The organism is Rhodococcoides fascians A25f (assembly GCF_000760935.2).
GTDB lineage: Bacteria > Actinomycetota > Actinomycetes > Mycobacteriales > Mycobacteriaceae > Rhodococcoides.
The window spans coordinates 2,370,633-2,393,485 of the sequence record NZ_CP049744.1; the positions used below are offsets into that span (position 1 = coordinate 2,370,633).

A 22,853-nucleotide genomic window follows, 5' to 3' on the forward strand; every position below is an offset into this window, starting at 1 on the left:
TAGATGAGTATCGAAGTGTCCAACGAGTCGGGGATGGACATCTCCGAACCCGAGCTGGTCTCGGTCGCACGGTTCGCGATCGCCGGCATGGACGTGCATCCCGCCGCAGAACTGTCGATGGTGCTGGTGGATTCGGCCACGATGGCGGACCTGCACATGCGGTGGATGGATCTGCCCGGCCCCACCGACGTGATGTCGTTTCCGATGGACGAGCTCGAGCCGGGCGGTCGTCCCGATGCGCCCGAACCCGGACCGGCGATGCTCGGCGACATCGTGCTGTGCCCGTCGTTCGCTGCGGATCAGGCTGCTGCTGCGGGCCATTCGCTCGAGCACGAGCTCGCATTGCTGACGGTGCACGGAGTGCTGCATCTGCTCGGCTACGACCACGCCGAGCCGGACGAAGAAAAAGAAATGTTCGAGCTGCAGAACCGTCTGCTCGCCGAATGGTACGAGGATGCCAGGCGGGCCGAGCAGGCTGCAGAACAGGCTGCCCGCGATGCACGGTTGCTCGGCAAAGCCGGTTTCGTCGACGGTGTCGATCGGTGATGTGCCTGTTGGGACCGGTCGAAGTGCGGGGTTCTCACGCGTGAGCAGTGCTGTTGCACTCATCGTTTTTGCTGTCCTTCTGGTGCCTCTCGGTGGGCTGTTCGCCGCCGTCGATTCCGCGCTGAACACTGTGTCGCGTGCGCGGATCGACGACATGGTCAAGGACGAGCGACCGGGTGCCACCGGCCTCGTCGTCGTGGTCGCCGACCGCCCGCGCTACGTCAACTTGATGGTGTTGCTGCGCATCCTGTGCGAAATCGGCGGCACCGTCCTGCTCGCGGGCGGCCTGACTCAGCTGATCGATTCGACGACGGCCCTGGTCATCACCGCAGTGGTCATGGTGCTGGTCAGCTACGTCGTGATCGGTGTCGGACCGCGAACCCTCGGCCGGCAGAACGCGTACTCGATCGCTCTTGCGGCAGCGTTTCCGCTGCGCGCGCTCGGGTGGCTCCTCGGACCGATCAGCAGGCTGCTCATTCTCATCGGTAACGCGATCACCCCGGGTAAGGGATTTCGCAACGGCCCGTTCGCATCCGAGATCGAACTGCGCGAGTTGGTGGACATGGCCCGCGAGCGCGGCGTCGTGGCCGACGACGAGCGGCGGATGATTCAATCCGTGTTCGAGTTGGGGGACACCTCCGCCCGTGAGGTCATGGTCCCGCGGCCCGAGATGGTGTGGATCGAGTCGGACAAGTCGGCCGGCCAGGCCACGTCGTTGGCCGTACGCAGTGGACACTCGCGCATCCCGGTGATCGGCGAGAATGTGGACGACGTGGTCGGCGTCGTCTACCTCAAAGACCTTGTGCAGCAAACGTATTACTCCACCGATGGTGGCCGCGGGGTGCAGGTGTCCGAGCTGATGCGTCCGGCCGTGTTCGTTCCCGACTCCAAGGCACTCGACAGTCTGCTCGCCGAGATGCAGCGCGATCGAAACCACATGGCCCTGTTGGTCGACGAATACGGAGGCATCGCAGGCCTGGTGACCATCGAGGACGTCATCGAGGAAATCGTCGGTGAGATCGCCGACGAATACGACTCCGACGAAGTTGCGCCCATCGAGGAGCTCGACGACGGACGGTATCGGGTGTCCTCGCGAGTGCCGCTCGAAGACCTCGGCGAGATCTTCGGGATCGAGATCGAATCCGAGGAGGTCGACACCGTCGGCGGACTGCTCGGACACGAGCTGGGCCGCGTGCCGCTGCCCGGTGCTCAGGTGATGACCCACGGACTGCTGCTGCGCGGTGAAGGTGGGGCCGACCCCAAGGGGCGCGTCCGCATCACCACCGTGCTGGTCGAAAAGATCGAACCCGACGAAGAATCCACCGAGGACGACGACTCGTCGGACGTCACTCACCAACACTGAAATCTGGAGGTGCTCTTTTGTCCGAGCAGAACAACGGTGAGTTCCGATCCGGATTCGTCTGTTTCGTAGGCCGACCCAACACCGGCAAGTCCACCCTGACCAATGCGTTGGTGGGGTCGAAGATCGCCATCACGTCCTCGCGTCCGCAGACGACGCGGCACACCATCCGCGGAATCGTGCACCGCGAGCACGCGCAGTTGATCCTTGTCGACACCCCTGGATTGCACCGCCCCAGAACGCTTCTGGGGCAGCGACTCAACGATCTGGTGCAGGACACGTACTCCGAGGTCGACGTCATCGGCCTGTGCATCCCGGCCGACGAGAAGATCGGACCGGGGGACCGATGGATCCTCGAGCAGGTTCGCCACATCGCCCCCAAGACCACCTTGATCGGCATCGTCACCAAGATCGACAAGGTCAAGAAGGAACGCGTCGTGCAGCAGCTGATGGCGCTGTCGAAGCTCCTCGGCGACTCCAGCCATGTGATTCCGGTATCGGCCGAATCCGGTGAGCAGGTGGAGAAGCTGGTCGATCTGCTGGCGTCGGAACTCCCACCGGGACCGGCGTTCTACCCCGACGGTGAGCTGACCGACGAGCCGGAGGAAATCCTCATGGCCGAGCTCATTCGGGAGGCCGCGCTCGAAGGCGTCCGCGATGAGCTACCCCACTCGCTGGCCGTCGTCATCGACGAGGTCGTGCCCCGCGAGGGTCATGACAACATGCTCGACGTGCACGCGATTCTCTACGTCGAGCGGTCGAGTCAGAAGGCCATCATCATCGGCAAGGGCGGCTCGCGACTCAAAGAGGTCGGCACGGCGTCGCGATTGCAGATCGAGAAGTTGCTCGGCACCAGGATCTACCTGGACCTGCACGTGAAAATCGCCAAGGACTGGCAAACCGACCCCAAGCAGATGGGCAAGCTCGGCTTCTGACCTTCCCAGGTGAGCAGGCTACGAAGTTTCACTCACCTGGGTCCACCACGGTTCGGGGCGCTTGCGGTGCCACTGCAGCACGTTCTCGAGTTGAGCGGCAACCGACACCAGCAGTGGCTCCGATGATTCGTGTCCCATCAACTGCAGTCCGATGGGAAGGCCGCTCTTCGTCAGACCCGCGGGCACGTTCACGCTCGGCCAGCCCAGGACGTTCCAGGGCCACGTGTAGGGGCAGTGCTCGGTGATGACCCGATCGGTGTCGGCGTTGGAGATGCCGTCGATGGCGTCGACGCGCGGCGGGGGAGTTGCCGTGGTCGGGGCGAGCACGATGTCGTAGTCGTCGAAGAACCGGCCGATGCGGCGTCCGATGCGTGGTTCGGCCGCGCGGGCCGCGCGCAACGGGGCTCCGGCGAGGGCCCGGCCGCTCTTGGCGTTGGCTCGGGTGCGCGGGTCGGCGAGGGCCGGATCGGGAAGGCGATCGAGCCACGTGGCAACGCCTGCCAGTGATCGCGGTAAGAAGTTGAGCCCCAGCAACATTCCGTATGCGGGATCGTCGACGACCACCTGGTGTCCGAGCAATCGCAGCACTGCGGCCATCTCGTACGCCGCAGCCGCGATCTCCGGGTCCAGCGGGGCAGGCGTCGGGATGAACGGCTTGCGCAGGCTCAGCGCTATTCGGAGCGAGCCGGGGTTGCGTCCCACAGCGTCCGAGACGGTCAACGGAGCCGGGCGGTGCAGATCGCCGTCGTGGCCACCGGAGACCACGTCGAGGAGAAGTGCGGCGTCGGCCACCGTGCGTGCGAGCGGGCCGATGACGGTGATGCCGTTGAAGGCCTCGGCGTCCGGCCACGTCGATATCCGTCCCCGTTGCGGCTTGATGCCCACGAGATTGGTCCACGATGCCGGGATCCGGACCGAGCCGGCACCGTCGGAACCCAGTGCAGCCGAGACCAATTCGGCAGCCACCGCTGCAGAACTGCCACCGGAGGAGCCACCGGGGGTGCGCTCGCGGTCCCACGGATTGCGGGTGTGTCCGAAGGTGCCGCCGGTGAACGGCCATTGGCCCAGCTCGGGGCTGTTGGTCTTGCCCACGATCACCGCTCCTGCCGCGCGCAGCCTGCGCACCACCTCCGAGTCTGCGGTGGCAGGCGGAAAGTGCCCGGCGCAGCCGAAGGCGGTGGGCTCGCCGGTGACATCCACATCGTCCTTGACGGCGATCGGAACGCCGAGCAGGGGCGCGGTTCCACCTGCGGCGCGCAGTCGATCCGCCTCGGCGGCCTCGGTGAGTGCGGCGTCGCGACGCACGATTCGGAAGGCGTTGAGAGTGGGTTGGCTCTTCTCGATCCGGTCGAGTGATTCGGTGACCGCCTGTACCGAGGTGATGCGACCCGACGCGAGTGCGGCGGCCTGGGCAACGAGAGTCGACCGATGAAAATCCACGTTGGCACAGTATCGACTTCTCTCCAGCGCGGGAAGCGGCCACCGATGCGGCACCCGTGGGAGACTGGAAGCCGTGAGGCCATACCGTGACAACGCAGTCGTCCTGCGCCAGCACAAGCTGGGTGAGGCCGACCGCATCGTCACGTTGTTGACCAGGGAGAACGGTATCGTACGGGCCGTCGCCAAAGGGGTGCGTCGTACCAAGTCCAAGTTCGGCGCACGGCTGGAACCGTTCGCGCACATCGACGTACTGCTCTATCCGGGACGCAACCTCGACATCGTCACCCAAGTGCACACCGTCGACGCGTTCGGCGGAGACATCGTCGCCGATTACGGTCGCTACACCACCGGTTGTGCCGTTCTCGAGACCGCCGAACGGCTGGCGGGCGAGGAGCATGCACCGGCGCAGCGACTGCATCAGCTGACCGTCGGAGCGCTTCGAGCGCTTGCCCAGCACGTCCGCCCTCCCGAGCTGGTGCTCGACGCTTATCTGCTGCGCGCCATGGGCTTCGCCGGATGGGCGCCCGCACTGACCGATTGTGCGCGCTGCGCCGCAGTCGGGCCACATCGCGCATTTCATGTCGCCGCCGGTGGAGCGGTGTGTGTGCACTGCCGCCCGCCGGGATCGGCGACGCCGTCGACCGGGGTCCTGGATCTGATGGTCGCGCTCGAACGAGGCGAGTGGGACTACACCGTCACCACCTCCGATGCGGTTCGCAAGCAGGCCAGTGGACTGGTGGCGGCGCATCTGCAATGGCATCTGGAACGGCAATTGCGCACACTTCCACTCATCGAACGCTCGCACCCGCATCAGGTGCCGCTGGCGCAACCTGACTCCGTGTTCGCCGATACCGTCGGGCAGGATGGGGACCGTGATTCGACGACGAGAGCCGCAACCCCGGCCTGACGGACAGTCGGCAGTGCGCCCTCCCGATCCGCACCCGTCGGGCGCTCGGCCGCCGATTCTGCAGCCGGAACTGATACCTCGCCACGTCGCCTTGGTGATGGACGGCAACGGTCGATGGGCGCAGGATCGCGGTCTACCGCGCACCGCGGGGCACGAGCAGGGCGAAGCGGTGCTCATGGACACCGTCTGCGGATGTATCGAGATCGGTGTGCAGTGGTTGTCCGCGTACGCCTTCTCGACGGAGAACTGGAAGCGCAGCCCCGACGAGGTCAAGTTTCTGATGGGCTTCAACCGTGACGTCATTCGTCGTCGACGCGACGAGATGAACGAGATGGGCGTCCGGGTCCGCTGGGCCGGTCGGCGACCCAGGTTGTGGGGCAGCGTCATCAAGGAACTCGAAGTGGCCGAGGAGCTGACGAAGCACAACACCGTGATGACGTTGACGATGTGCGTCAATTACGGTGGGCGTGCCGAGATTGCCGATGCGACAAGGGAAATTGCCCGACAGGTTGCCGCAGGCAAGCTGAACCCCGAGAAGATCACCGAGGCAACCGTCGCGAAGTACCTCGACGAAGCGGATATGCCGGACGTGGACTTGTTCCTGCGACCGTCGGGGGAGCAGCGAACGTCGAACTTCCTGCTGTGGCAATCCGCGTATGCGGAGTTCGTGTTCCAGAAGAAGCTCTTCCCGGATTTCGACCGCCGGGACCTGTGGGAGGCGTGTATCGAATTCGCTTCGCGTGATCGACGATTCGGCGGAGTGAAATATGAGTGACGAAGTACAGGGTATCGACAGCTCCGGTGAGTTGACGTTGCAGACGCGGGCTCGGCTGGCGCTGTCGCAGTTCGCCACGGTGACCGTCGGCGAGGAAGGGTCGCTCGGTTTCGACTACGCCGGTGCCCTGTGCTCGTTGCGAGCCGTACAGCTCTCGCCCGAACTCGAGGTGCTCTCGCTCACCGCGGTGTTGGCGTGGGACAGGCCGCTCAAGGCGGCTCTGCACAAGAAGGTCTCGGACCGCAATGCGGATTCGCAATTCGGCGCGATCTCTGTCAATGCTCACGACAAGCTCGCAGATGTGTTGCTGCGCTACACCTTTCCGGCGAACGGGCTGGACGACGAGGCCATGCTGACGATGCTCATCCTGGTGCTTGCCGGCGTCGAGAAAGCACGCGAAGGCCTGCTGCCCTAATCTGTCAGCTAAGGTATGCCTGTACTTACTTCGAGTAGAGGCGGATGCAATGACAATGCGGTCGACCCGAATGCTGACGGCAGTGGTGGCGGTGATCGTCCTCGGTGTATCCCTGACGGCCTGCTCGACCGCAGATACCGGCGAATCGGGTACCCCGTCGGCCGACGGTGTCTTCCCGGTCGTCATCGACCACATCTACGGCAGCACGACCGTTCCGGAGAAGCCCACTCGCATCGTCACACTCGGAGTGTCCGACGCCGACGCCGTCATTGCCCTCGGCACTGTGCCGGTCGGGAACACCGGGTACACCTTCTACGAGACCGGACTCGGTCCGTGGACCGACGAGTTGGTGGGCGACGCACCACTGACACTGCTGGGCTCGGAGTCCGAACCGAACTTCGAGCTGATCGCCTCTCTGGCACCGGATTTGATCACCGGCCTGAACGCCGGCTTCGACGAGGCCACCTACACAAAACTCAGTGACATCGCCCCGACGATCGCTCGACCGGCGGGATCGGCGGCCTATGCCGTCGATCGAGAGGTGGCCACCGACACCATCTCGCGCGCGATGGGCGAATCCGAGCGTGGCGAGGAGCTCAATGCGCAGACGACCGCGTTGCTCGAGCAGGTTCGCACGGAACACCCCGAGTTCGCGGGCAGGACTGCCGCCGTGGTGCTTCCCTACGACGGGCAGTTCGGTGCGTTCCTACCTGGCGATGCCCGCGGTACGTTCGTCACCTCGTTGGGATTGACGGTTCCGGAGCCCATTCTCGCTCAGGACGACGGTACGAACTTCTTCGTACCGGTCTCGCTGGAGAACATCTCGATGCTCGACGCCGATGTGGTGCTGTACCTCGGCACGGGTGAGCCCATCGACGTCGTGGCGGAAAATCCGATCTTCGGGACATTGAAGGCAGCGCGCAACGATGCGATCCTTCCGCTGTCCACCGATCAGCGCGGCGCGATCACGTACAACTCGGTTCTGTCGATACCGTTCGCCATCGACGCGGTGGTGCCTCGCGTGGCCGACGCCCTGACGTAAGCGAGGTTCAGCGACCCGCCGCGCTGCACTGACTGCAGGTGCCGAAAATTTCGATGGTGTGGCTCACGTCGGTGAACCCATTGGACTCGGCGACAGTCTGGGACCACTTCTCGACGGTGGGCCCCTCGACCTCGACGGTGAATCCGCATGCTCGGCACACCAGGTGGTGATGGTGGCCCGAGGAGCACCGCCGGTAGACCGACTCGCCGTTGTCGGTGCGAAGCACGTCCACCGTGCCGGCGTCGGCCAGCGTCTGGAGCGTGCGATAGACGGTTGTCAGGCCGATTCCCTCACCGCGCTTACGTAATTCGTCGTGCAGGTCTTGTGCAGATTTGAATTCCTCGATGGTATCGAGCAAGTCCGAGATCGCACTGCGTTGCTTCGTGGCTCGTACTCCGACTACGACGGGTCGTCTCGGTGTTGCGGTATCGGTGGACTTCTCGGTCACAGGTTCCGGCCTTCCTCGGCGTGGGCCACGGCGTCGACGACGATGTGGGAGAGGTGATCGTCGACGAGTCGGTACAGGACTTCGCGGCCGTTGCGTTCTCCACGCACCACACCCGCGGCCTTGAGTACCCGGAGGTGCTGGCTGATCAACGGCTGCGTGACACCGAGGGCGACCACGAGTTCGTGGACGCATCGCTCGGACTCGCGCAGCTGCAGCACGATCGCGATCCGCACCGGGGCCGCAAGCGCGCGCAGAATGTCGCCGGCCGCGGCCAGGGTCTCCTTCGGTGGAATGTGGGCCGGGGGAGCGGCGGCGAACGGGTCGTTCTCGTGCATCGGATGCTCGGGGTCCTGCCGATCCGACGAATCTGTGTGAACGGCCTGCTCGGTGGACACGGTTGCGGCTCCTTCGGTTGCCGACTCGTTCTCGGCGAACTCTCTCTGCACAATCGATGTCATGGCATCAGGTTAGTGCAGTTATCGCTATTGCAAATCGTATTCATTGTGATATGCACAAGTACGCATGTCAATTCCGAACTCGACCGGTGTTCGGATTCGCCCGTCGAGCCAGATAGTCTGATCAGGGCGAAAACCGCCCGCGTCACCCCCTCGTGCGATGTAACCGACAATCACGATGAACCCGCGCACGATGTAACCGAAGATGGAGAGCTCCGCCAGTGGCACCCAAGTCCAAAGTCGAAACCGTCGCCAACCTCGCCAAGCGCAGAGGCCTCGTCTACCCGTGCGGCGAGATCTACGGCGGTACCAAGTCGGCCTGGGATTACGGCCCGTTGGGCGTCGAGCTCAAGGAGAACATCAAGAAGCAGTGGTGGCGCAACATGATCACCAGCCGGGACGACACCGTCGGGCTCGACTCGTCGGTGATCCTGCCCCGCCAGGTGTGGGAGGCGTCCGGTCACGTCGAGACGTTCTCGGACCCGCTGGTGGAGTCGCTGCACACACACAAGCGGTACCGCGCCGATCACCTCATCGAGGCCTACGAAGAGAAGCACGGCCATCCGCCGGAGAACGGCCTGGCCGATATCCGCGACCCCGAGACCGGTGAGCCCGGTTCGTGGACCGAGCCGCGTGCGTTCTCGGGCCTGCTCAAGACCTTCCTCGGCCCGGTCGACAACGAAGAGGGCCTGCATTACCTGCGTCCAGAGACTGCGCAGGGCATCTTCGTCAACTTCGCCAACGTGTTGACCACCTCGCGCAAGAAGCCGCCGTTCGGTATCGGCCAGATCGGCAAGAGCTTCCGTAACGAGATCACTCCCGGAAACTTCATCTTCCGCACCCGCGAGTTCGAGCAGATGGAGATGGAATTCTTCGTCAAGCCCGGCGAGGACGACGAGTGGCATCAGTACTGGATCGACTACCGCATGAAGTGGTACACCGATCTCGGTATCGATCCGGAGAACCTGCGGCTCTACGAGCACGCCAAGGAGAAGCTGTCGCACTACTCCAAGCGCACCGTGGACATCGAGTACAAGTTCGGTTTCCAGGGCAGTGCGTGGGGTGAGCTCGAGGGTGTCGCGAACCGCACGGATTACGACCTGTCGGTGCACTCGAAGGCGTCGGGCCAGGACCTGAGCTACTACGAGCAGGCCACCGACACTCGCTACACCCCGTATGTCATCGAGCCGGCGGCAGGCCTGACGCGTTCGCTGATGGCGTTCCTCGTCGACGCGTACACCGAGGACGAGGCTCCCAACGCCAAGGGCGGTGTCGACAAGCGTGTCGTGCTCAAGCTCGATCGCCGTCTTGCCCCGGTGAAGGTAGCGGTGCTCCCGCTCTCGCGTAACGCCGATCTGACGCCGAAGGCGAAAGATCTTGCGCAGCAACTGCGTCAGTACTGGAACGTCGAATTCGACGACGCCGGAGCGATCGGTCGCCGCTACCGTCGTCAGGACGAGATCGGTACCCCGTTCTGCATCACCGTCGACTTCGACACGCTCGACGACCACGCAGTCACCATCCGCGAACGCGACACGATGGCGCAGGAGCGCGTGGCTCTCGATCAGGTCGAGGGCTACATCGCGTCCCGGTTGATCGGCGCATAGAGCTCACCACACGACAGGGCCCGATCTCCTCGTGAGATCGGGCCCTGTGACATATCGGGGTCGAATCAGAAGCGGCCGCCGCCACCGCCGAAGCCGCCGCCGCCTCCGCCGCCTCCACCGCCGAAGCCCCCGCCTCCACCGAAGCCGCCGCCGAAGCCACCTCCGCCACCTCCGCGCAGCACGCTGTTGATCAGGATTCCGCCGAGCACAGCGCCTGCAACGTTGCCGCCGCTACCGCCGCCGCGTGGACCGTGACGGTTTTCCCAGTTCTGCACGTCGGACTGGGCGATCTGCGACGCGCGCGAGGCCAACTGGCTGGCGGCATGCGCGTGCTTGAGGGCCTCGTCAGGGTTCTCCGGTTCGAGCTGACGAGCCGCACCGAGATGCCGTTCGGCTTCGGACAACCGCGTTCGGGCATCGGCACCCACGCCGCCGCGCCGCGTCGAGATGTAGTCCGCTGCAGCGGTGATCTGCGCCTGAGCAGCCGCGATATCGCGTTCCAGACGCGCCCGCAGCTGATCTTCGGCCGCCTTCTCCGCCGACGCTTCGTCGACGATCTTCTCGAGTTCGGAATCTGCTGCGGCAAGGGCTGTGTAGCTGCCGAGCGGATCGCTCGACTGCGCTGTCTCCGCGTTCTTCAACGCCGTCTGTGCCGCGGCCATCGCCGCCTGCAGTTCGGCACCGCCGTGTTCGGCCAGTCCGCGAGCCTGCTCGATGTCGCGTCGGACGTCCGCGATGGCGTCGGGCAGGGTGGCTATGGCGTGCCCGATGTCATCGCGGGCGTGGTCGACTCCGTCGAGCAGGGACTTCGCCTGATCGAGGGCTCGTTCTGCGGTCCGAATCGCGGTGACGGCCGGACCCTGCTTTCCCGGCGGCAGTGCTGCGGCCTTGCGGCCGGCTTCGATGTTCTCCTCGGCCAGCGCAACTCGATCCTTGGCCATCGTGACGTTGTCGGCGATCGATTTCAGTGCGGTCTCGGAGAATTCCGAATGCAGCTGAGCGAGTACGGTTTCGGACTGCGGAATGCGCACCGTCAAGCCGATGATGGCCTGGGTGAGCTCGTCGAGATGCGAGCCGGCATTCATCACGAGGTCGCGGAATCCGTCGAACTCCTCGACCCGAGAGTCGAGCTCGCGATCTGCCTGACCGCACGAGGAGATGATCTCGACGAGCATCGCCCGCCGCTGATCGGGGGTCTCTGGAATGGCGTCGTCGAGGCGCTGACGGATCTCGAAGGCGGAGGCCAGAGCCTTCTTGGCGTTGTCGTACGCGGTGATGAACGGTGCGGCTGCCGAATCGCCGAATTCGCCTCGGGCGAGGGTCAATTCCTCTTCGCTCGCCCGCACGGCGTTGTCGGTCTCGATCAGAATTTCCTTGGCGCGGGTGTCGAGAACGTCGATCGGGAACCGAGCCAGTGCGGCCGGATCACTCGGGTCGATCTTTGCCACGGCGTCCACCTCGGCGGCCACCCTGGCCTTCTTGCGCCGTGAGGAGTAGACGACAGCGCCGCCGCCTGCAACCGCCAACACACCGACACCGATCAGCAGCGGTGCCGACGAACCACCGTCGCCGCTCGACGCATAGGCCTCGCCGAGAGCGCCTGCGGCCGCTATGGCAGCTCCCGACCAATCCTCTTCGCCCAGTGCGGGTTCGACGTCGTTGACGCGAATGTCGTCCTGCTCGGCCGTGGTGATCTGCGAGAGTCCGGTGTTGACGGCGAGGTAGTACGAGCGATCGACGGTCGCGACTGCGAGCAGGACGTCACGCTGACCGAGGTCGCTTCGTTCATATGTCTGCTGGGCCCAGTTCGTTGCCGACATGTTGTCGAAATCCGCAACGTAGGTGACCCACAACCTGAGCTGACTGCTGCTGTAGAGGTCGTCGATGGAGGTCTGCACCTCGGCCAGCGAATCGGGGTCCAGAGCCTGGACGTTGTCGGTGATCTGGGTGGCCAGCCGCGAGGGAGCCTCGGCGGATGCAACCCCCGGTGCGAGCAGGACCGCGGCGAACAGGGTCAGAGCACCCGTAGCGGCGAGACGACGAAATCGATGGACCGACCTACGGACTGTGGCGCTGGAGTGCCGCCGGTGCTGGACTGCCATGCGATGAAATCTACCGGCTGGGTCGTGTCCGAATCGAGCAGGTCGATCCATGACAGTTGTCATCGTGCAATCGTGACGCTCGGTCGAGGTGCATGGGCTCGGGCCGCAGCAGAGTAACTGTCATGACCACAACGAAGGCAGTCGAACTGCGAGGCGTCACCAAGACATACGGATCTGTCCGTGCGGTGGACGGGCTGAGCCTGTCGATCGAACCGGGCGAGGTCGTCGCATTCCTCGGACCCAACGGAGCGGGAAAGACGACGACCATCGACATGATGCTCGGGCTGGCAACACCCACCACCGGGTCGGTGTCGGTGTTCGGAGGAACGCCCGCCGACGCCATCGCCCAGGGGCGAGTCTCGGCCGTCATGCAGACCGGTGGGTTGCTCCGCGACCTGACCGTCCGCGAAACCGTCGAGCTGACATCGGCACTGTTCGCCCACACCCGTTCGGTGAAAGAGGTGCTGACCCGGGCCGGCATCGCCGACATCGGCGACCGTCGAGTGGAGAAATGCTCCGGCGGCCAGCAACAGCGACTGCGATTCGCACTCGCACTGTTGCCCGACCCGGATCTGTTGGTGCTGGACGAGCCGACCACCGGCATGGACGTCGAGGGTCGTCGCGATTTCTGGAACGCCATTCGCCAGGACGCGAGTACCGGCCGAACGGTGCTGTTCGCGACGCACTATCTCGATGAGGCCGATGCCTACGCCGACCGGATCGTGCTGGTGCGGCACGGCAAGATCGTCGCCGACGGTAGCGCCGCCGAGGTGAAGAACCTGGCTGCTGGACGGACCGTCACCGCGACCTTGCCCGGCGTCGATCGGTCGATGTTGCTCGCTCTGCCCGGGGTCGACCGCGTGGAGACTCGCGGCGACCGGGTGATCGTGCACGGCCGAGACTCCGACTCCGTGGCCCGGTACCTACTGAACGACGCGCATGCGACCGATCTGGAGATCGTCTCGCGGAACCTCGAGGACGCATTCCTCGCCCTGACCACCGATTCTGAAAACGACCCAGCCGAAAACAACCTCGCCGGGAGCATCCGATGACCACGACCACGCCGTCCGCAACCGCCCGCACATCCGCCAGAGCCGTTGCCTGGGGCGGATTCTCGCCCACCTTCCTCGGACTCGAAGTCCGCAGACTGTTTCGAAACAAGCGGACGCTGATCTTCACGTTGGTGATGCCGCCGGTGTTCTTCGTCATCTTCGGTACGCAGTCGGACTTCAAGACCGACTACTCCTTCGCGCACGGCAACGTCACGGGCTACATCGCTATCAGCATGGCCGTGTACGGAGCGATGCTCGCCACGACCAGCGGGGGAGCGATGGTGTCGGTCGAGCGGGCGCAGGGGTGGAGCAGGCAGCTGCGGTTGACCCCGCTCAAGCCCGTGGCCTACATCATCACCAAGGTCCTCGTGGCCATGACGATGGGTGCTGCAGCAATCGTCGTGGTATTCGTCGTCGCCAAGTTCTTCGGAGCCGATATGCCGATCTGGGTGTGGCTCGCCTGCGGTGTGATCGCGTGGCTCGGATCTGCGGTGTTCGCCGCATTCGGGTTGTTCATGGGCTACCTGCTGCCGTCGGAGAACGTCATGCAGATCCTCGGACCGGTGCTGGCCTTCCTCGCCCTGGCCGGCGGATTGTTCGTCCCGCTCGGCGACAGCGGCTGGTTCCCGATGCTGGCCAAGTTCACCCCGCTCTACGGCCTGGCCACGGTGGCCAGAGCGCCGTTCACGTCAGCCGACGCGGGCACTCTGGCGATCGCCGTGGTGAACCTGGTGGTGTGGGCCGCGGTGTTCGTAGCCGGAGCGGCCCTGCTGTTCCGAAAAGACACCAAGCGTGCCTGACGCCGAAACTGCTGATCGTGTCGCCCACGGGGATACCGTGGGCGACATGACCACGTTCACCGCCGATCTGCCGGAGGGGCGGGTCTGGCGATACGGCTGGATGTTCGGATCCATCTGGCTGATCTACCTGATCTACCCGTTGAACGAGATTCTCGCTCTGCCGTCGATCGCGGCCAGGGCTGCCGGGATCATTGCGATCGTCGGTTTCGGTGCGGTGTTCACGACCACCTTCTGGCGGTTCCGCAACGGCCACCGCCGCGGAAACCCGCTGCCCACGTCCCAGGCGTGGATCGCACTCGGTGCGATGGTCGCCCTGACCGTCGCGATGAGTGCATTGGTCGGAACCACCGGCTTCGGCGCGACCGTCTACATCGCGGTCCTGGCAATGATGACGTTGCCGGTCCGACAAGCATGGTCGTTGGTCGCGGTGATGGTGGTGATCGTCGAAGTGGTGCCTCGTTTCATCTCTTCCTGGGAGCCCGACAACTTCTTCGCGTTCCAGTTGCTGATCAGCTCGGCCGCTGCCTGGGGCATCACTCAGGTATTTCAGCGCAACCACGAATTGGCCGTCGCCAGGCAGCAATTGGCTGATCTGGCGATCGTCGCCGAACGTGAGCGGATGAGCCGGGACGTACACGACATTCTCGGGCACTCGTTGACGGTCATCACCGTCAAGAGCGAACTCGCCGGACGGCTGCTCGAGATCGACGCCGCCCGAGCGGCAGTCGAGATCGCGGAGGTGGAAACCCTTGCCCGGCAAGCACTCGCCGATGTTCGCAGCACCGTCGGCGGCATGCGCCAGATCGACATCGGCACCGAATTGGTCAGTGCGCGAACAGCTCTGGTCGCCGCAGCCATCGATGTCGACCTGCCCGCTGATGCCGATATGGTGCCACTGCGACACCGAGAACTCTTCGGCTGGGTCCTGCGTGAAGCAGTGACCAACGTGGTTCGACACTCGCACGCGCAACACTGCCGAGTGACGCTGACGCCGTCGAGCATTTCCATCGTCGACGACGGACGCGGACCTGCCGAGGACACCTGCGGGGGAAACGGGCTTCGCGGGTTGGGTGAACGCGTGAGCGCCGCTGGTGGTTCACTGACGGTCGCCCGGGTTCCGACCGGAGGATTCAAGGTGGAGGTCGCGGCACCATGAGTATCAAGCTGTTGCTCGCCGACGATCAGGCATTGGTGCGAGGCGCGCTCGCAGCACTGCTCGGGCTCGAGCACGATCTCGACGTCGTGGCGGAGGTGGGGCGAGGGGACGAGGTGGTCTCTGCCGTGCTGGAACATCGACCCGACGTCGTACTGCTCGACGTCGAGATGCCGGGCAAGAACGGAATCGACGTAGCCGCCGAGCTGACCCTGGTGGCACCCGAGTCGAGAGTGCTGATCGTCACCACGTTCGGCCGCCCGGGATACCTCCGCCGCGCCATAGATGCGGGTGCGTCGGGTTTCGTGGTCAAGGACACTCCCGCCAAGCAGCTGGCCGACGCGGTTCGGCGGGTGCACATGGGGCTGCGCGTCGTCGATCCGGCGCTGGCGACCGAGACGTTGACCGATGGCGTCTCGCCTCTGACCGCCCGTGAGCAGGAGGTTCTCCGCGCAGCAGCGCAGGGTGGGACGGCCGGCTCCATCGCTGCCGCGGTGCACCTGTCGGAGGGAACGGTGCGCAACCACCTGTCGTCCGCGATAGGCAAGACCGGTACCACTACTCGTGCGGAAGCGGTCCGAGTGGCCGAGGACCGCGGGTGGCTGTAGCTCCTACGAGGCGCGCCGTGACCGAGCCGATGCGCGGGCCTGGCAAACTCGAGGGGTGAATTCAACTCTCGACCGAGACCCGTACGGCGACCCGTACGACGATCGGTATGCCTCGGACCCCGGTCCCGAGCGCCTCGGCTTCTTCGGGACGCTGGGACGCTGGACCGGTCGGCTGGTCGCGGGAGTGGTCCTGATGGCGGTGGTGCTGGTCGCAGGGACTGCGGTCCGGGTGTGGCAGGTTGCTCGCATCGACGACTACTCCAAGGCCGACGCGATCGTCGTACTGGGTGCGGCGCAGTACAGCGGGACACCCTCGACGGTGTTCGAGGCCCGACTGTCCCAGGCTGCAGCGCTGTACGAGCGAGGCATCGCCCCCGAGATCGTCACCGTCGGCGGCAAGCAAGAAGGCGACCTGTTCACCGAGGCTGCATCGGGGCGCAACTATCTGATCGAGCAGGGAGTGCCGGCGGACGCCATCGTGGCCGTCGAGACCGGCTCGGACACGCTCGAGAGCATCGAGGCCGTGAGCGACACACTCCGCGACGAGGGCAAGTCGTCGGTGGTGCTGGTCAGTGATCCGTGGCATTCGCTGCGCACTCGAACCATGGCGCGTGACGCCGGGCTCGATGCATGGACCTCACCGACGCGTACCGGCCCGGCCGTCTACACCAGAGAGTCACAGGCGCACGGAATTGCCAGGGAGACAGGCGCACTGCTGTGGTACCAGCTCACTCACTTCACGGCAGACTTCTCCTACACGGCAGGCCAGTGACATGACCGGCACCTACTCGGCGCACGACGTCGAACGATTCGTCACCGAACCCCCGAAAACCGCCGGACTGAAACCGGGGACGAACAACGCCTCGCATAGAAGTGCTTTCGCGCGCGACCGGGCGCGGGTGCTGCACTGCGCCGCACTGCGCCGTCTCGCAGACAAGACACAGGTGACCGGGCCTCGGGACGGCGACACTCCGCGAACTCGGCTCACGCACTCGCTCGAAGTCGCGCAGATCGGCCGCAGCATCGCCGAAGGCCTCGGCAGCGACCCCGATCTGGTCGATCTCGCAGGCTTGGCCCACGACATCGGCCATCCGCCCTACGGCCACAACGGTGAACGGGCCCTCGACGAAGTGGCCACGGACTGTGGTGGGTTCGAGGGCAACGCGCAGAACCTCCGCATTCTCACCGGACTCGAGCCGAAGATCCTCGACGCAGACGGGCGCAGCGCGGGATTGAACCTGACCCGAGCATCTCTCGATGCCGCGACCAAGTATCCATGGATCCGGCCGGCACCAGGCGCGAAATTCGGTGCCTACGACGACGACTCCGCGATTCTGGGCTGGGTACGTGACACTGCACCGGACAAGCACAAGTGCCTCGAAGCGCAGACCATGGATTGGTCCGACGACGTTGCCTACTCGGTACACGATGTCGAGGACGGCGTCATCGACGCCCGCATCGACCTACGCGCGCTGTCCGACCCGATCGAGCAGCGCGCACTCGCCGAACTCGGTGTCTCGGAATTTCGCGGACTCGATGTCGACGAGTTGATCGAAGCTGCGAGCCGGTTGTCGAGGATGCCCGTGGTGATCGCCGTCGGACGCTACGACGGCACCCTCGAAGCATCCGTCGCACTCAAGCACATGACGAGCGAGCTGGTCGGGCGCTTCGCGACAGCTGCCATCGAGGGCACCCACGAGAGATACGGCACCGCGCCGTTGAGCCGGTACGACGCCGACCTGGTGGTGCCGTCGATCGTCGGCTCGGAAGTTGCATTGCTCAAAACCATGGCGCTGAGGTACGTGATGTCCGACGCCGGACACAAGATCCGCCAGGAGCGCCAACGTGATCGAATCCACCGCGTCGCCGAGTGGCTGCTGCGCTCGGCTCCAGGGGAGCTGGACCCCATCCTGGTCCCGGCCTGGCAGCGCGCAGAAAGCGACGGCGAACGAACCCGAGTTGTCGTCGATCAGATCGCCTCGTACACCGAAAGTCGACTCGAACTGATCGACAAGCGCTCGCTGGGAGCTCAGGCCAGCTGGGGTTGATCGGCGGGTGTCGGGTGTCGGGTTCGACGCTAGACTGCACACGTGGCCGGCCGAATTCCTGAACGCGACATCGCCGCCATTCGCGAACGCACACGGATCGAAGACATCGTCGGCGACTACGTCTCTCTCAAGCGCGCGGGCGGCGACTCCATGAAGGGGTTGTGCCCCTTCCACGACGAAAAATCGCCGTCGTTCCATGTTCGACCCAATCACGGGCATTACCACTGCTTCGGTTGCGGCGAGGGAGGTGATGCCTACTCCTTCCTCCAGAAGATCGAACACATTTCCTTCGTCGAGGCCGTCGAGCAACTTGCCGACCGGCTGAACTATTCGATCTCCTACGAGGGCGGAGGGCCATCGGTTCAACGTGACCGCGGCACCCGAGCGCGCCTGATCGCTGCCAATGCGGCAGCGCAGGAGTTCTATGCGGGCAGGCTCAGCGGCCCCGACGCTCAGACCGCACGTGACTACCTCACCGAACGCAACTTCGACGGCCACGCTGCGTTGGCTTACGGCTGCGGATACGCACCCGACGGTTGGGACACTCTCACCAAACACCTGCTGGGCAAGGGCTTCGAGGCCAAGGAGATCGTGGACGCGGGCCTGGCGACACCCGGTAAGCGCGGCACGCCCATCGACCGTTTCCGACGCCGATTGGTGTGGCCCATTCGCAGTCAGAGCGGCGACGTCATCGGTTTCGGTGCCCGCAAACTGTTCGACGACGACACGATGCCGGGTAAGTACATCAACACCCCGGAAACCATGCTGTACAAGAAGTCTCAGGTGTTGTTCGGTCTGGACCTGGCGCGCAAGGAGATCGCGAAGTCGCACCAGGCCGTCATCGTCGAGGGCTACACCGACGTGATGGCGATGCATCTGGCCGGCGTCAAGACGGCAGTGGCGTCGTGCGGCACCGCATTCGGCGAGGACCACCTGGCCATGCTGCGCCGATTGATGATGGACGACAGCTACTTTCGCGGCGAAGTGATCTACACCTTCGACGGAGACGATGCCGGGCAGGCCGCCGCCATGAAGGCATTCGAGGGTGATCAGAAGATTGCCGGACAGACCTTCGTCGCCGTTGCGCCCGACGGCATGGACCCGTGCGACCTGCGTTTGAAGTCCGGCGACAACGCTGTTCGCGATCTGGTCGCCCGGCGTACCCCGATGTTTGCCTTCGTGGTCAAATCGCTACTGCGAGAACATGATCTGGATACCCCCGAGGGACGCGTCGAAGCCTTGAAGAGAACCGTGCCCGTGGTCGCGCGCATCAAGGACGCGTCACTGCGGGACGAGTACGCACGGCAGTTGGCCGGCTGGACCGGCTGGGACGACACCGCGATGGTGCTCGCCCGCGTGCGCGACGAGGCGAAGAAGGGCGCTCGGGGCGACACCAGCGGTAAGCGTGTGCCGTTCGAGAAGCGTCAGACGGCGCCGACCGAGGCTCCGGCCGGGCCGCCGCGTCCCAACCCCACCGATCCGTCTCTGTGGCCGCAGCGGGAGGCTCTCAAGGCGGTACTGCAGATGCCTGCGATGGCGGGCACGGTGTTCGACTCGCTCCCGCCGGAGAGCTTTCATCACCCGGCATATGCGGCCGTGCGTGACGCGGTGGCTGCTGCCGGAGGTACAGCCGCGGGACTGGGCGGAGGGGAGTGGGTCGACGCCGTGGCCAAGCAGGCCAAGGACGCCGTAGTGGTTTCGTTGGTGACCGAGCTGGCCGTCGACCCGATGCGCGTGGCCGACGACGCACTCACGCGCTACATCTCGGGTGTACTCGCGAGGCTGCAGGAAGTGTGGGTCGGCCAGCAGGTGGCAGAACTCAAGTCGAAGCTGCAGCGCATGTCACCGGTCGAGAAGCCCGACGACTACAACGCGCTGTTCGGCGATCTCATCGCCCTCGAGCAGTACCGCCGCAGTCTGCTCGAGCTCGCCGTCGGAAGTGTCGCCGAGGTCGGTTAGCGACGTAGCTGATCGCGGGGAACGTAGACCTGGGTCTCGTCGTCGATCGGCTGCATCGGCTCGAGCCGGGGCTGGGTGTTGAGGGAATCGGAGAGCTTCTGACGGCCGACCTCGATCGCCTTCTTGGTCGCCGGAGACGACGCAACGGCGCTTGCCGTCTTGCGAATCTGCTCGTACCGGCCCCGGCCGGCCTTGGCACCGAGCACATATGCAGCTCCAGCCGCCAGTACCAAACGAATCATCAGTGGGTCCTTCCGTAGAGCGTGCGGCTGTAGGTCCATCTTGCCCGACGGAGCTCCGGCGACGCTCGAGCAGGGCGATTTGGTACTCACCAGGGTGTGTGCGCTATTGTTTCCAACGGCTCGCACGAGAGTGTGACGCCGCGAGGTAATCCCCCATAGCTCAATTGGCAGAGCATTCGACTGTTAATCGAAGGGTTCCTGGTTCGAGTCCAGGTGGGGGAGCGCAATCCCCGTCCGGTTCTCCGGGCGGGGATTTTTGTCGTCCGGGTCGGTGGTACCAGGGTCTCGGTCGGTTATCAGATCGTGACTCTCCTGGCTGTATATCAATTGAATGAATCCATTCGACCGATGCCGGTTTTGTCGGTCGTTCGCGACATACTGAACGAGCGGTCCGGGAGGCTCAACAGTGCTATAAAAAACCGGATCGGTCGGTTTTAAGGGGCTTCATGAGTTTGAGTTACGCAGCAACCGTTCCACGTCACCTCGTGCATCGGCGTTCTCCGGCCGACGTGTTGTTGACCGATTACGAAACGGTGGACGGAACCCATCGGGCAGCTGTTCAGTTCCCGACTTCCCATCGGATGTTCGCTCCGGTTCGTCGCACCCACGACTCGTTGATGGTGGCCGAGGCTCTGCGCCAAGCGATCAGCCTCTTCTGCCACGTCAATCACGGAGTGCCACTCGACCACATCGTCTTCATCGAGCACTCGCGCTTCGAGATTCTCGATCCGCTGTCGGTCGACGAGATCGACGATTCGCTCGTTGCCGAGTCGATCACGACCGACGTGACGTTCGACGACACGTCGATGGACAACATGAAGTTGTCGGCCAGGTTGTTGAACGGCGACCGACTCGTTGCGTTCGGAACGGCGTCGGTACGGTCGCTCGGCCCCGAGGTGTACTCGCAGTTTCGCACCTCGTCGATGGCCGACCCCCACTTCCGGTATCTGCCGGCCGGGACCGAAGTGGTCGAGGCCCCTGCGGTCGGACGGCTCGATCCCTCCGATGTCGTGTTGGCACGGCACACCTCCGACGGCTCCATCGTCGTGGCACCGGATCCTCGTAATCTGGCGATGTTCGACCATTCCGTCGAATATCTTCCCGGCGTGACCATGCTCGAGGCCGCGCGTCAGGCCTTGCGTCTGGCAACCGGAACACCGACGCTGGACTTCACGTCGTGCGAGGTGCGCTTCATGGGGTTCGCCGAGTGGGCGAATCCGTGCTCGGTCATCGTCGACACCGACTCCACGGATGGCGTGCACCGCATCCAGTTCGAGCACGACGGTGCTGTGCTGTCGGCGATGTCGGTCACGGCAACGTCCGAACCGTGGCTGGCTCCTACCGATCGCTCCAGTCGATAACGGGGTCCTCTGCGAGCGCGAGAAGTCGCGGCAGGCGTCGACGCGGGACGACGGCGGGGAGCAATATCTGCCACATCTCGGTCAGTCGCTGCTGGAGATCGGCGCGCCCGGTCACCATTTCCGAGACAGTGTGCACACCGGTGAACGACGACACGATGTACCGACCCACTGCGGTCGGGTCGACGCCGTCGACGATGTCCCCCTCGGCCTGGGCACGCTCGATCAGATCGCCGATCTTGACGATCCACTCCTCGAACGCCCCCGCGTGTGGACCGTCGGCGATGGCCGATTCCAGTGTCAACCGCATACCCCCACGCGAAATCGACTCGGTCTGCAGCTGACGACCCAGCTCCTTGGTGACGAGAATCAACGCATCGAGCGCCTTGGGGGTGCGGTCGACAATGACGGCAGTGGCAGTTGCCGCCATCGTCAGTTGCGCGTCGATCACTGCCTGCGCCAACTCTTCCTTGGACGAGAAATGGAAGTACATAGCGCCTTTGCTCACCCCGGCGTGAGCGATAATGGTGCTCAAACTGGCTGTGCCGTAACCGAACTTCTCGAAGCTGGCGGCCGCTCCTTCGAGTACGGCCTGCCTGGTGGACGCTGCACGCTCTTGCATCGGTAGACAATAGCTGTTACGCCGGTTCACGGCACGGCGTGTGGAGTTACCGGCGATTCACCGGTAGTCGGTGTCGGAACCCATGGGGCGAACGGCGCGCACCTGATCGAGTCGATCCTGAAGGTAGGTCTCGATCCACTCGAAGGACGTCGCCCCCAGCGGTAGGCGAAGCGGAGGAGCGTCGGACGAAATTGCAGCCAGGACGGCATCGGCTCCACGGCGCGGGTCTCCGGTCTGCGTGCCGTGGGTGGCCTCGAATGCGGATCGAGCGGGTCCGATCAGTCCGGCGTAGTCGGCCAGCGGCGTTCCCCACTGCATCGATCGGCCGCTTGCGTCGGTCCGGAACGGGCCGGGTTCGACGATGGTGACACCGATGCCGAGATGACGCACCTCGCCGGCAAGCGCTTCCGAAAATCCTTCCAGCGCGAATTTGCTGCCGGCATAAGCGGTTCCACCGGGACCGGGTACCACGCCGATGACCGAGGACATCTGCACGATGTGGCCGCGTCGTCGCGCCCGCATCGAGGGCAGCACCGCGCGAGTGACGGCGAGCGGGCCGAAGAAATTGACGTCGACGTTGTCGCGGAACCGACGGTCGTCGATCTCCTCGAACGCGCCGAGCAGGCCGTAGCCCGCATTGTTGACCAGGACGTCGATACGTCCGAACCGTCCGAGAGCGTGGGCCACCGCAGAATCGATCGATTCCTGGTCGGTCACGTCGAGTCGAGCGTGGAGCAACCGCTCGCTTTCCGGCCCCTCGAGATCGGCAACGTCGCGGGCGGTCGCGACCACCCGATCGCCCGCGTCGAGTGCGGCACGAACGAATTCGCGGCCGAAACCCGAACTGGCCCCGGTGATCAACCAGACCCGGTTCGGTCGCGTCGTGTCCATGTCGTCGGCACCTTTCGAGAGAGGTGTGGTCGTGAGCGGCGATAACGGTAATGACGAGAGATGACGGTCGGTAACCGAATTGATGGCA

At 64.6% G+C, this 22,853-nt stretch carries 23 protein-coding genes and 1 tRNA gene; 17 read left to right on the forward strand and 7 right to left on the reverse strand.

Going from position 1 to position 22,853, the window contains the following annotated elements; all coding sequences use genetic code 11:
- The first annotated feature begins 3 nt into the window (after nucleotides 1–3).
- From ybeY to era, 3 genes are read left to right on the forward strand one after another with little or no spacing between them, the layout of a single operon-like run.
- Nucleotides 4–546 carry an rRNA maturation RNase YbeY gene (gene ybeY, locus BH93_RS11230; protein WP_032379166.1) on the forward strand — a complete coding sequence of 181 codons (543 nt, stop codon included), beginning with the start codon at nucleotides 4–6 and terminating at the stop codon, nucleotides 544–546.
- A 40-nt stretch (nucleotides 547–586) separates the two neighbouring features.
- On the forward strand, nucleotides 587–1,909 hold the full coding sequence (locus BH93_RS11235; RefSeq protein ID WP_032379165.1) for a hemolysin family protein: 1,323 nt from the start codon (nucleotides 587–589) through the stop codon (nucleotides 1,907–1,909).
- A gap of 17 nt (nucleotides 1,910–1,926) precedes the next feature.
- On the forward strand, nucleotides 1,927–2,841 hold the full coding sequence (gene era / locus BH93_RS11240; protein WP_037177286.1) for a GTPase Era: 915 nt from the start codon (nucleotides 1,927–1,929) through the stop codon (nucleotides 2,839–2,841).
- 18 nt (nucleotides 2,842–2,859) lie between these two features.
- Here the strand turns inward: era and BH93_RS11245 are convergent, their stop codons facing one another.
- Nucleotides 2,860–4,281, reverse strand: coding sequence for an amidase (locus tag BH93_RS11245; RefSeq protein WP_037177287.1), 1,422 nt, complete (start codon nucleotides 4,279–4,281; stop codon nucleotides 2,860–2,862).
- 73 nt (nucleotides 4,282–4,354) lie between these two features.
- Here BH93_RS11245 and recO point away from each other — a divergent pair, with 73 nt between their 5' ends.
- The 4 genes from recO to BH93_RS11265 are packed head-to-tail and all read left to right on the forward strand — an operon-like array spanning nucleotide 4,355 to nucleotide 7,420.
- Nucleotides 4,355–5,188, forward strand: a complete 834-nt coding sequence (recO, locus tag BH93_RS11250; RefSeq protein ID WP_008715506.1) for a DNA repair protein RecO — start codon at nucleotides 4,355–4,357, stop codon at nucleotides 5,186–5,188.
- On the forward strand, nucleotides 5,145–5,963 hold the full coding sequence (locus tag BH93_RS11255) for an isoprenyl transferase (protein ID WP_052058432.1): 819 nt from the start codon (nucleotides 5,145–5,147) through the stop codon (nucleotides 5,961–5,963). Before recO ends, BH93_RS11255 begins: the two co-directional genes overlap by 44 nt.
- Nucleotides 5,956–6,378, forward strand: a complete 423-nt coding sequence (locus BH93_RS11260) for a hypothetical protein (RefSeq protein ID WP_052065847.1) — start codon at nucleotides 5,956–5,958, stop codon at nucleotides 6,376–6,378. The genes BH93_RS11255 and BH93_RS11260 overlap by 8 nt, the downstream gene beginning before the upstream one ends.
- A gap of 49 nt (nucleotides 6,379–6,427) precedes the next feature.
- On the forward strand, nucleotides 6,428–7,420 hold the full coding sequence (locus BH93_RS11265) for an iron-siderophore ABC transporter substrate-binding protein (protein WP_155291125.1): 993 nt from the start codon (nucleotides 6,428–6,430) through the stop codon (nucleotides 7,418–7,420).
- Nucleotides 7,421–7,427: 7 nt separating this feature from the next.
- Here BH93_RS11265 and BH93_RS11270 read toward each other — a convergent pair whose 3' ends face one another.
- Complete coding sequence (locus tag BH93_RS11270) at nucleotides 7,428–7,868, reverse strand: Fur family transcriptional regulator (protein WP_032402421.1); 441 nt, start codon at nucleotides 7,866–7,868, stop codon at nucleotides 7,428–7,430.
- Nucleotides 7,865–8,203, reverse strand: coding sequence for an ArsR/SmtB family transcription factor (locus BH93_RS11275; protein ID WP_032379570.1), 339 nt, complete (start codon nucleotides 8,201–8,203; stop codon nucleotides 7,865–7,867). Before BH93_RS11275 ends, BH93_RS11270 begins: the two co-directional genes overlap by 4 nt.
- Before the next feature lie 341 nt (nucleotides 8,204–8,544).
- Here BH93_RS11275 and BH93_RS11280 point away from each other — a divergent pair, with 341 nt between their 5' ends.
- Nucleotides 8,545–9,930 (forward strand): glycine--tRNA ligase, encoded by a 1,386-nt coding sequence (locus BH93_RS11280; RefSeq protein ID WP_032379159.1) that lies wholly within the window; start codon nucleotides 8,545–8,547, stop codon nucleotides 9,928–9,930.
- A 65-nt stretch (nucleotides 9,931–9,995) separates the two neighbouring features.
- Here the strand turns inward: BH93_RS11280 and BH93_RS11285 are convergent, their stop codons facing one another.
- Nucleotides 9,996–12,032, reverse strand: a complete 2,037-nt coding sequence (locus BH93_RS11285; protein ID WP_037177867.1) for a TPM domain-containing protein — start codon at nucleotides 12,030–12,032, stop codon at nucleotides 9,996–9,998.
- Between the two features lie 122 nt (nucleotides 12,033–12,154).
- Here BH93_RS11285 and BH93_RS11290 point away from each other — a divergent pair, with 122 nt between their 5' ends.
- The 7 genes from BH93_RS11290 to dnaG are packed head-to-tail and all read left to right on the forward strand — an operon-like array spanning nucleotide 12,155 to nucleotide 19,652.
- Nucleotides 12,155–13,084 (forward strand): ABC transporter ATP-binding protein, encoded by a 930-nt coding sequence (locus tag BH93_RS11290; protein ID WP_037177289.1) that lies wholly within the window; start codon nucleotides 12,155–12,157, stop codon nucleotides 13,082–13,084.
- On the forward strand, nucleotides 13,081–13,884 hold the full coding sequence (locus tag BH93_RS11295) for an ABC transporter permease (RefSeq protein ID WP_037177290.1): 804 nt from the start codon (nucleotides 13,081–13,083) through the stop codon (nucleotides 13,882–13,884). The genes BH93_RS11290 and BH93_RS11295 overlap by 4 nt, the downstream gene beginning before the upstream one ends.
- A 46-nt stretch (nucleotides 13,885–13,930) precedes the next feature.
- Nucleotides 13,931–15,040: a sensor histidine kinase gene (locus tag BH93_RS11300; RefSeq protein WP_037177870.1), complete on the forward strand. Its 1,110-nt coding sequence runs from the start codon at nucleotides 13,931–13,933 to the stop codon at nucleotides 15,038–15,040.
- Nucleotides 15,037–15,645, forward strand: coding sequence for a response regulator transcription factor (locus BH93_RS11305; protein ID WP_032379156.1), 609 nt, complete (start codon nucleotides 15,037–15,039; stop codon nucleotides 15,643–15,645). Before BH93_RS11300 ends, BH93_RS11305 begins: the two co-directional genes overlap by 4 nt.
- 55 nt (nucleotides 15,646–15,700) lie before the next feature.
- The gene (locus BH93_RS11310; RefSeq protein ID WP_032402426.1) at nucleotides 15,701–16,417 is read left to right on the forward strand and encodes a YdcF family protein; all 717 of its coding nucleotides are present in this window, start codon (nucleotides 15,701–15,703) and stop codon (nucleotides 16,415–16,417) included.
- Between the two features lies 1 nt (nucleotide 16,418).
- Entirely contained in the window at nucleotides 16,419–17,693 is a 1,275-nt protein-coding gene (locus BH93_RS11315) for a deoxyguanosinetriphosphate triphosphohydrolase (RefSeq protein WP_037177291.1), read from the forward strand.
- 42 nt (nucleotides 17,694–17,735) lie between these two features.
- Nucleotides 17,736–19,652: a DNA primase gene (gene dnaG, locus BH93_RS11320; protein WP_037177292.1), complete on the forward strand. Its 1,917-nt coding sequence runs from the start codon at nucleotides 17,736–17,738 to the stop codon at nucleotides 19,650–19,652.
- Here dnaG and BH93_RS11325 read toward each other — a convergent pair.
- A complete protein-coding gene (locus BH93_RS11325) occupies nucleotides 19,649–19,894 on the reverse strand; it encodes a hypothetical protein (protein WP_032379567.1) in 246 nt (81 codons plus the stop codon). The genes dnaG and BH93_RS11325 overlap by 4 nt on opposite strands.
- Before the next feature lie 149 nt (nucleotides 19,895–20,043).
- Here BH93_RS11325 and BH93_RS11330 point away from each other — a divergent pair.
- Both BH93_RS11330 and BH93_RS11335 read left to right on the forward strand, forming a co-directional pair.
- A tRNA-Asn gene (locus tag BH93_RS11330) sits at nucleotides 20,044–20,116 on the forward strand.
- 224 nt (nucleotides 20,117–20,340) lie between these two features.
- A complete protein-coding gene (locus tag BH93_RS11335) occupies nucleotides 20,341–21,255 on the forward strand; it encodes an AfsA-related hotdog domain-containing protein (RefSeq protein WP_037177293.1) in 915 nt (304 codons plus the stop codon).
- Here the strand turns inward: BH93_RS11335 and BH93_RS11340 are convergent.
- Entirely contained in the window at nucleotides 21,233–21,874 is a 642-nt protein-coding gene (locus BH93_RS11340; RefSeq protein WP_037177295.1) for a ScbR family autoregulator-binding transcription factor, read from the reverse strand. The genes BH93_RS11335 and BH93_RS11340 overlap by 23 nt on opposite strands.
- A 57-nt stretch (nucleotides 21,875–21,931) precedes the next feature.
- On the reverse strand, nucleotides 21,932–22,765 hold the full coding sequence (locus BH93_RS11345; RefSeq protein ID WP_037177296.1) for an oxidoreductase: 834 nt from the start codon (nucleotides 22,763–22,765) through the stop codon (nucleotides 21,932–21,934).
- Nucleotides 22,766–22,853: the final 88 nt, after the last annotated feature.

Coding starts and splice junctions, on each gene's coding strand:
- BH93_RS11340 (WP_037177295.1), bottom strand. CDS start 21,874: ATGCAAGAGCGTGCAGCGTCCACCAGGCAGGCCGTACTCGAAGGAGCG.
- BH93_RS11290 (WP_037177289.1), top strand. CDS start 12,155: ATGACCACAACGAAGGCAGTCGAACTGCGAGGCGTCACCAAGACATAC.
- BH93_RS11315 (WP_037177291.1), top strand. CDS start 16,419: ATGACCGGCACCTACTCGGCGCACGACGTCGAACGATTCGTCACCGAA.
- BH93_RS11275 (WP_032379570.1), bottom strand. CDS start 8,203: ATGCACGAGAACGACCCGTTCGCCGCCGCTCCCCCGGCCCACATTCCA.
- BH93_RS11325 (WP_032379567.1), bottom strand. CDS start 19,894: ATGATTCGTTTGGTACTGGCGGCTGGAGCTGCATATGTGCTCGGTGCC.
- ybeY (WP_032379166.1), top strand. CDS start 4: ATGAGTATCGAAGTGTCCAACGAGTCGGGGATGGACATCTCCGAACCC.
- BH93_RS11345 (WP_037177296.1), bottom strand. CDS start 22,765: ATGGACACGACGCGACCGAACCGGGTCTGGTTGATCACCGGGGCCAGT.
- BH93_RS11300 (WP_037177870.1), top strand. CDS start 13,931: ATGACCACGTTCACCGCCGATCTGCCGGAGGGGCGGGTCTGGCGATAC.
- BH93_RS11305 (WP_032379156.1), top strand. CDS start 15,037: ATGAGTATCAAGCTGTTGCTCGCCGACGATCAGGCATTGGTGCGAGGC.
- BH93_RS11255 (WP_052058432.1), top strand. CDS start 5,145: ATGGGGACCGTGATTCGACGACGAGAGCCGCAACCCCGGCCTGACGGA.
- BH93_RS11285 (WP_037177867.1), bottom strand. CDS start 12,032: ATGGCAGTCCAGCACCGGCGGCACTCCAGCGCCACAGTCCGTAGGTCG.
- BH93_RS11335 (WP_037177293.1), top strand. CDS start 20,341: ATGAGTTTGAGTTACGCAGCAACCGTTCCACGTCACCTCGTGCATCGG.
- BH93_RS11260 (WP_052065847.1), top strand. CDS start 5,956: ATGAGTGACGAAGTACAGGGTATCGACAGCTCCGGTGAGTTGACGTTG.
- BH93_RS11295 (WP_037177290.1), top strand. CDS start 13,081: ATGACCACGACCACGCCGTCCGCAACCGCCCGCACATCCGCCAGAGCC.
- BH93_RS11265 (WP_155291125.1), top strand. CDS start 6,428: ATGACAATGCGGTCGACCCGAATGCTGACGGCAGTGGTGGCGGTGATC.